Origin of the sequence: Blautia hansenii (genome assembly GCF_013304445.1) — a bacterium.
In the GTDB taxonomy this organism is placed as follows: Bacteria; Bacillota; Clostridia; order Lachnospirales; family Lachnospiraceae; genus Blautia.
Window position 1 is genome coordinate 50,526 of sequence record NZ_JAAITA010000018.1, and the last position, 8,157, is coordinate 58,682.

Annotated in this window: 8 protein-coding genes; 6 read left to right on the top strand and 2 right to left on the bottom strand. The window is 41.0% G+C overall.

The window, feature by feature from the left end:
• Window positions 1-24: 24 nt before the first annotated feature.
• Window positions 25-663, top strand: a complete 639-nt coding sequence (locus G5A70_RS12170; protein ID WP_173749904.1) for an ECF transporter S component — start codon at window positions 25-27, stop codon at window positions 661-663.
• Window positions 664-754: 91 nt separating this feature from the next.
• Here G5A70_RS12170 and G5A70_RS12175 read toward each other — a convergent pair whose 3' ends face one another.
• Entirely contained in the window at window positions 755-1,357 is a 603-nt protein-coding gene (locus tag G5A70_RS12175; protein ID WP_173749905.1) for a helix-turn-helix domain-containing protein, read from the bottom strand.
• Between the two features lie 149 nt (window positions 1,358-1,506).
• On the opposite strand from G5A70_RS12175, the gene G5A70_RS12180 reads away from it, so the two are divergent.
• The 5 genes from G5A70_RS12180 (at window position 1,507) to G5A70_RS12200 (ending at window position 7,529) form a co-directional block, all read left to right on the top strand.
• Window positions 1,507-2,523, top strand: a complete 1,017-nt coding sequence (locus tag G5A70_RS12180; RefSeq protein WP_173749906.1) for a BMP family lipoprotein — start codon at window positions 1,507-1,509, stop codon at window positions 2,521-2,523.
• Window positions 2,524-2,614: 91 nt separating this feature from the next.
• Entirely contained in the window at window positions 2,615-4,138 is a 1,524-nt protein-coding gene (locus tag G5A70_RS12185) for an ABC transporter ATP-binding protein (protein WP_173749913.1), read from the top strand.
• Window positions 4,138-5,172, top strand: coding sequence for an ABC transporter permease (locus G5A70_RS12190; RefSeq protein WP_173749907.1), 1,035 nt, complete (start codon window positions 4,138-4,140; stop codon window positions 5,170-5,172). The genes G5A70_RS12185 and G5A70_RS12190 overlap by 1 nt, the downstream gene beginning before the upstream one ends.
• Before the next feature lie 2 nt (window positions 5,173-5,174).
• Window positions 5,175-6,116 carry an ABC transporter permease gene (locus G5A70_RS12195; protein WP_173749908.1) on the top strand — a complete coding sequence of 314 codons (942 nt, stop codon included), beginning with the start codon at window positions 5,175-5,177 and terminating at the stop codon, window positions 6,114-6,116.
• 27 nt (window positions 6,117-6,143) lie between these two features.
• Window positions 6,144-7,529, top strand: coding sequence for an amidohydrolase (locus G5A70_RS12200; protein ID WP_173749909.1), 1,386 nt, complete (start codon window positions 6,144-6,146; stop codon window positions 7,527-7,529).
• A 76-nt stretch (window positions 7,530-7,605) separates the two neighbouring features.
• Here the strand turns inward: G5A70_RS12200 and G5A70_RS12205 are convergent.
• The coding region (locus tag G5A70_RS12205) for a peptidoglycan-binding domain-containing protein (protein ID WP_173749910.1) at window positions 7,606-8,157 on the bottom strand (552 nt) is incomplete at its 5' end.

Below are 8,157 nucleotides of genomic sequence, written 5' to 3' on the forward strand. Positions count from 1 at the left end.
AGATATCAAAAGGAGAGAACGAACATGAGTGAACAGGTATTAAGAAAAATGGATGCAGCACAAAAAAGCAGAAGCAAAGTAAGGACGATTGTCCAGGTGGCAATGCTGGGAGCAATTTCAACAGTTTTGATGCTGTTTGAGTTTCCGCTTCCGTTTCTGGCACCGCCTTTCTATGAATTGGATTTCAGCGAGGTTCCGGTTCTGATTGGTGCATTTGCTATGGGCCCTGTAGCTGGAATTGCCATTGAAGCAGTAAAAGTTTTGCTGAACTTTGTATTAAACGGAACCATTACAGCAGGGGTCGGCGAGGTGGCGAATTTCATAGTTGGATGTGCTTTCCTTCTTCCTGCTTCCTTCCTTTACAGAAGAAAAAAAACAAGGAAAAATGCAGTAATCGGTATGACGACGGGAACCGTGCTGATGACAGTTTTTGCATGTGTGCTTAATGCCTTTATATTGCTTCCAGCATATGGAGCAGCGTTTGGAATGCCGGTACAGGCTTTTGTAGAAATGGGAACTAAGATTAACGGAGCGATTGACAGTTTGTTTATGTTTGCTGTTCTTGCCGTTGGTCCTTTTAATCTTTTGAAAGGTGTTCTTGTTTCTGTTATTGTATTACTGCTTTATAAAAGAATCCGTGTGATTTTAAGAGGAGATATGTAAAAGAAAAGCAAGCTCCATAATCCAGAGCAACAAAATCTGGTTTATGGGGCTTTTAACATGTAAAAAATCGCAATGTTTATCCGTATCTGGTCTAATTAAGTGTCTTGTCTGCAAGCTCATCGATTTCCTGACGGAATTCAGAGGTGGATACGATCAAAAATTTAGCAGAGCTCTTTGTGTGATTTTTCCATCGATGTCCGATCTCATTGGGATAGTACAGGGTATCACCAACTTCTAATACATAGCTGCCAACCTGTTCCAGATAAAAAGTGATACTGCCTTCCAAGACAAAAACAAATTCTTCTCCTCCGTGATAATAATAGTCTCCGGAGTCTGTTCCAGCAGGCATATCAATGATACCTCCCCACATTCGGCTATCACCTTTTGTAATAAGAGATTCAAGGATGGTTTCCTGATTGCTGGTATTTCTTACAAAAGAGGTGCGTTCATTTTTTCGTACAAGTTTTACCCGATCGCTGTCATCTTGAATAAAAAGAGCTGAGATAGGGAAGTTTAGGGATTCGCATAAAGAATAGACGCTCACAAGGTTTGGAGATGTTTTCCCGGTTTCAATCTGACTAATAGTTCCAGCGGCAACCCCAGATTTTACGGAAAGCTCCCGGATAGAAAGATTTAGTTCAATTCTTCTGCTTTTCAATAAAAAGCCAATTCTGGCAAGATTCAGTTTTGACATAGTGTTCCCCTTTGCTTCTTCTTTTGTTCTCTATGATAACACAGAAAAAAAGATTTGTCATGAAAAACAAAATGTAATTGACAAAATAATATATGTTCATTATAATGAACGAGAAATGACGATTACGATGTAGTGAAGGAGAAGAAAATATGAAGAAACTTTTAGCTGCAATGTTATGTGGAGCTTTAGCAACAGGAACTTTGGCCGGATGTGGCAACAAAGCGGAAGAGAAAAAAACAGAAGCAAAAGATGATACACTGAAGGTAGCCCTTTGTGTTACCGGTGCAGTCAATGATATGGGATGGTGCCAGTCAGCATACGAAGGTCTGAAACTGGTGGAAGAAGAACTGGGATGTGAAATTGCTTATACAGAAAATGTACAGGCAGCAGATATGACTTCTGCATTTACAGAATATGCATCTAATGACTACGATGTAGTGATTGGACATGGTTTCCAGTTTGGTGATCCGGCCTTAGAAGTAGGAGAATTGTATCCGGATACAAAATTTATCTGCATTGAATCAGATGCAGCTGCAGAAAATGTTGCATCCTATGTTATGAAATGTGAAGAAACGGGATACCTTCAGGGTATGCTGGCAGCAGGAATGTCACAGACAGGAAATATTGGATTTATTGGACCAGTACAGGGAGCGTCTCTTGTAAAAATCATGAACGGATATGAAGATGGTGCAAAAGAAGTAAATCCAGACATAAAATACCAGACAGCTTGGACCGGTTCTTTTACAGATACCGCATTGGCAAAAGAAGCAGCACAGGCCATGATTGACGGTGGTGCAGATGTCATCGGACATTGTGCAAATGAATCAGGTACAGGAGCATTGAATGCAGCACAGGATGCCGGATTATTTGCTACAGGTGATTCTTATGATCAGAGTGCTCTTGCTGAAAATGCAGTTCTTTCTTCTGCAGTATATCATGTTCCGGAGCTAATCAAAACAGCTGTTACAGATATTAAAGAGGGGAACTTCAAGGGAGAAGTTAAGGAACTTGGAATGGCGGAAGGCATTGTAGAATTAGTTTATAACAAAGCTATGGAAGACAAGATTCCGGCAGAGGTAAAAGAAATGGTAGATGCAAAAGAAGCCGAAATTAAAGATGGAAGCTTCAAGGTTCCATGTGACACAAAAGACAGAGCAGGAAAGTAATCAGGAATAGAATTATATAGAAATCATGCAGGCAGGACAATAGGAGCTGGATTTTATTGGACCTGCCTGTTTTAAAGGAGCCTTCAATATGATGAATATATTAGAGATGAAGCATATCGGAAAGAAATTTTCCGGCGTCTATGCCAATGAAAAAATCGATCTGTCTGTGGCAAAAGGCGAAATTCATGCATTGCTTGGAGAGAATGGTGCTGGGAAAACGACATTGATGAATATTTTGTTCGGGATTTATTCTGCAGATGAAGGAGAAATTTTTTGGAAAGGCAAACAAGTGCATTTCCATTCTCCTAAAGATGCGATTGCAGAAGGAATCGGAATGGTACACCAGCATTTTTCTCTTGTGAATAAGATGACAGTTCTTGACAATGTGATTTTGGGATTGGAAAAGCAAGGGTTTTTTCTGGATCGTAAAAGTGCAAAAAAAAGCCTGGAAGATCTGGCAGAACGATATGGTCTGCAAGTGGATCCGGATGCAAGGATTAGTGAGCTTTCTGTTGGGCAGCAGCAGAGAGTAGAGATTTTAAAAGCATTATACAGAAATGTAGAATTATTAATTTTGGATGAACCAACGGGTGTTCTTACGCCAAAAGAAACAGAGAAATTTTTTTCCGTGCTTAGAAAATTGAAGGCAGAAGGATATGCCGTGATCATTATTACCCATCGTATGAGTGAGATTATGAGTATCAGTGATCGTGTAACCATTTTAAGGGACGGAAAGAAAATAAAAGATCTTGTAACAAAAGACACCAATCCCACAGAATTGTCCAATTATATGATTGGAAGACAGTTGGATTATAACTTTGAAGTAAAAGAAACAGAGAAGAAAGAAATAGCATTACAGCTAAAAGATATTACTGTAAAAAAAGGACATAAAAAACCGGTTCTGGATCAGATCAATCTGGAAGTTTACAAAGGGGAAATCTTGGGGATTGCCGGAGTAGACGGAAATGGACAAAAGGAGCTGGCAGAAGTGATTGCCGGTATCCGAAAGATTTCTAAAGGGGAAATCTGCTACATGGGAGAAGAGATTGCTTCCTGGAAGATTAAGGAGCGATTTGAAAAAGGAATTTCTTATATTTCAGACGACCGACATAGAGATGGACTGGTGTTGGATATGAATGTAGAAGAAAATCTGATTTTGCGGCAGTATGATAAAAAGCCGTTTTTAAAGAATGGTATTTTTCAGAAAAAAGCTATTAAAGAAAATGCAGAAAAAGCAATTGAGAAGTATCACATTAAAACATCAGGGAATCAGGAGGGAGAGACTCCTGTAAAATTCATGTCGGGTGGAAATCAGCAGAAAGTAATACTTGCCAGGGAAATTACGGAGCATTCCAAATTAATTATCGCAAATCAGCCTACGAGAGGATTAGATATTGGTGCAACACAGTTTGTTCGTCAGGTCTGGATGGATCAAAGAAATGAAGGGAAAAGTGTAATCCTGATTTCAGCAGATCTAGAAGAAATCATGCAGCTTTCTGACAGAGTGGCAGTTATGTTTGGTGGAAAAATCGTAGGTGTTCAGAAAAAAGAAGAAATTGAAATGGAACAGTTAGGACTTCTGATGGGCGGTATTACGAAGGAGGAAATGAAATAATGGGAAGTAGAAAAAAATATCTGGATATTGTCTGGATCGTGCTGTTAGCCATCCTAATGGGAACCATTTTGATTTTACTCTGTGGTGCGAATCCTCTGGAAGCTTATACTATGTTTTTGGGCGGTGTGTTTGGTAATCTCAATGGTTTTTGTGAGATTTTTGTAAAAGCGACCCCATTGATTCTGACGGGTCTCGGATGTGCAGTGGCATTTCGTACCGGTTTTTTCAATATTGGTGCGGAAGGACAGTTTTATATTGGTGCTATTGCTGCGGCTATGGTTTCCTTGACTTTTACACAGGTTCCCGGGAGTCTTCGCATCGTGCTTTCTATTGTAGCTGGATTTCTCTGTGGAGGAATTTGGGCACTGATTGCAGCAATCATGAAGTCAAAATTTGGTATCTCAGAAATTATTGTAACAATCATGTTAAATTATATTGCCATCAATCTTCTGGGGATTGCGGTTCGTACATTCTTAATGGATCCGGCGGGATCGGTTCCTCAATCTGCGAGAATTGACAGAGAAGCTACGTTTTCCTATTTGATGCCTCCGACTACCCTGCATGGAGGAATTTTTATTGCTGTTGCAGCAGTAGTATTCATCTGGATTCTTATGGAAAAAACAAAGTTCGGTTATGAAATGAAAGTGGTGGGTATGAATAGGCATGGTGCTGCCTGCAATGGAATTTCGGTGATGAAAAACATTGTACTGTCTGCCTTTTTAAGCGGTGGACTTGCCGGAATTGCAGGTGTGATTGAAGTTATTGCCGTGCAGAAAAAACTGATAGAAGGAATCTCTTCCGAGTGTGGTTATACAGCAGTTTTGATTGCTTTGATTGCTGGAAATCGTCCATGGGGTGTGCTTGCTGCTGCGTTAGCATTTGCAGCAATGCAGGTCGGAGCAAATTCTATGCAGAGACAACTTGGCGTTCCGTCTGCACTTGTCAGCATTTTGATCGGATTTGTGGTACTCCTTATCCTGGGAAGAAAGGCGTTCCATCTATCACTATTAAAGAGAAAAAACAAGGAGGTATAAGGATGCTGGAACAAATTTTTACACTTACGTTTTTTACTGCATTTTTGGCAGCAGCCGTACGAATGGCAGTTCCGCTTATCTATGCTGCCCTTGGAGAAGTGTTTCTGGAAAAAACAGGAATTTTGAACATAGGGCTGGAAGGCGTTATGTTGGGCGGTGCATTCGGTTCTTTTGCAGGGGCGTTTTACAGTAATAGTCTGTTGGTGGGATTTCTCTGCGGTATGCTGGGGGGATGTCTTGTCAGCGTGATTCATGGATTTTTATGTATTAAGCTGTTTCAGGATCAGTCCGTCAGCGGCATTGCCCTTAATATTTTTATGTTGGGTGTTACCAGTTTTGGATATAAGTTGATGTCTGCGGGAGAATCTTATCAGCAGATCGAAACACTGAAACGTATTAGAATCCCTGTACTCAGTAGAATTCCTCTCATTGGAGATGCATTTTTCAATCAGGATATTATGACCTATCTTGTGTTTGTTCTTGTGATTCTTGCATCTGTATTTTATAGGAAAACCTCATCCGGGCTTGCGTTTTCCTCTATTGGTGAAAATCCTCAGTCTGCGGATGCAGCAGGTATCTCTGTATATGGACATCAGTGGGCTGCGATTGTGGTAAACGGTGTATTGGGCGGTATCGGAGGTGCAGTTCTGGTACTGGTACAGCTTGGTAAGTTTTCAGAGAATATGATTTCCGGACGAGGATATATTGCACTTGCTGCGGTAATTCTTGGAAGATATACACCGCTTGGGGCTATGGGTGCAGCTTTCGTGTTTGGCGGTGCCAATGCACTTCAGATTCGCTTACAGGCCATGGGAGTTCCGCTTCCTACTCAGGCACTTGCAATGCTTCCGTACGTGATAACGTTGCTGACATTGTTACTTTCTATTGGAAAAAGTAACCAGCCTGAGAAATTAGGCAAACCGTATATCCGTGGTTCCAGATAAGATATTTTAAAGTTTGGAGGTAAAGACATGAGTAAAATTTTAATAAAAAATGCAAAAGCAATTGTAACATGTAATGCAAAAGATGACGTGTTTTATGATTCGGATTTATTGATTGATGGAGCAAAAATCTCTGCAATCGGAAAGAATCTTCCGGCAGAGGATGCAGAGGTGATTGATGGAACAGGGAAATTTGTATATCCCGGAATGGTAAATACGCATCATCATTTTTTTCAGACCTTTGTAAGAAATCTGATTACCATTGATTATCCACATCTGACAGTTATGGATTGGATTGATAAAATTTATCGCATTTTCCAGAACATTGATGATCAGATTATTTATTATTCTTCTTTGACTGCCATGGCTGACCTGTTAAAACACGGATGTACTACAGCATTTGATCATCAGTATTGTTATACAACAACAACCGGAAAAAGACCGGTTGATCGTCAGATGGAAGCAGCAGCCCAGTTGGGAATCCGTTATCATGCAGGGCGTGGAGGAAACACACTGCCGAGAGAAGAGGGAAGTTCTATTCCGGCAGCTATGGTGGAAACGACAGATGAGTTTATTCGGGATTGTGAGCGATTGATCGATCAATATCATGATGCATCTCCATATTCTATGAGTCAGATCGTAGTGTCTCCATGTCAGCCGATCAACTGTTATAGAGATACGTTTGTAGAATCTGTAAAACTGGCAAGAGATAAAGGTGTCCGTTTGCATACACATCTTGGAGAAGGAGAAAGTGAAGGAATCCGGGAACGTTATGGGATGCGTACATTGGATTGGTGTGAGAAAATTGGATTTATTGGAGATGATGTTTTTTATGCACATGCATGGGAATTAACGCAGGCAGAATACGAAAAAATTGCGAAAACAGGAACAGGAATCTCCCATTGTCCGGCACCTGCAGTTCTTGGTGGTTTCCCTATTCTGGATATCAAAAAACTTCAGGAAATGGGAGTTCTTGTTAGTCTTGGGTGTGATGGTTCTGCTACGAATGACAGTTCAAATGAGTTGGATGCACTGCGTATGGCGTATCTGATGCAGGCATATCATACAAAAGAAAGAGGAGGAAGTGTTTCTGCTTATGACATGTTAAAAGTAGCAACCATCAATGGTGCAAAAACACTTGGAAGAATGGATCTTGGTTCTCTGGAACCGGAAAAAGGAGCAGACATGTTTTTGGTTGATACACGTAGTCTGGAATTTACAGGAGCAGTACATGATCCGAAAAACCTTCTTGCAAGAGTCGGTGTAACAGGGCCGGTGTGGATGACCATAGTGAATGGAAAAATTGTATATGCAGACGGACATTTAACCGGTGTGGATGAAGAGAAACTTGCTCAGGAGGGGGAAGAGGTCTGCACAAAAGTATTGAGAAATCAGTTTCCGAATTACTGGAAGTAAGATAAAACAGAAAGGAAAGACCGCGAGGCTGCCACAGAATGTCAATAAAAAGTGGTATGCCTGAGCGGTCTGTTTTTTAAACTAATTCGGCAATTCTGGTGACGCCTACGTAAATTTCCTGAATTTCATACCAGGTAGAGTAATCCACCACACCGGTTACAGGGAGACCAAATACTTTTTGGAATTCCCGGATTGCATTCTGGGTAGCTTCTCCATAGATTCCATCTGCTGTTATCTTAGGAAGTGCAGGATAGGAATTGGCAATGACATTCAGCTGTTCCTGTATCTGTCGCACTTTAGGTCCGGAGGAACCGATGTCCAGGGGATTTCCTGGCCATGAAGCAGGAATACCGGAAATTTCTTCTGCGCTGTTGATATACATATTATCTCCATAAAAATTGCGAAGAATTTCAATAGCAGAGTAGCCCTGGTCACCCAAATACTTCGACCCCCACTGTGTCATCCAATTTGGACACTGGACCCGTTCTCCGTCACAGTATTGGGTGAGAATGGGCTGCCGTACGCCAGGGCGAGACAGATAGTTGTCGAAAAGTTCGTCTACGATTTGGGAAATGCTTTCAAAAATATTGCGCCCGTACATCCATTTGTGGTCAAAGGCAGTGGAAGA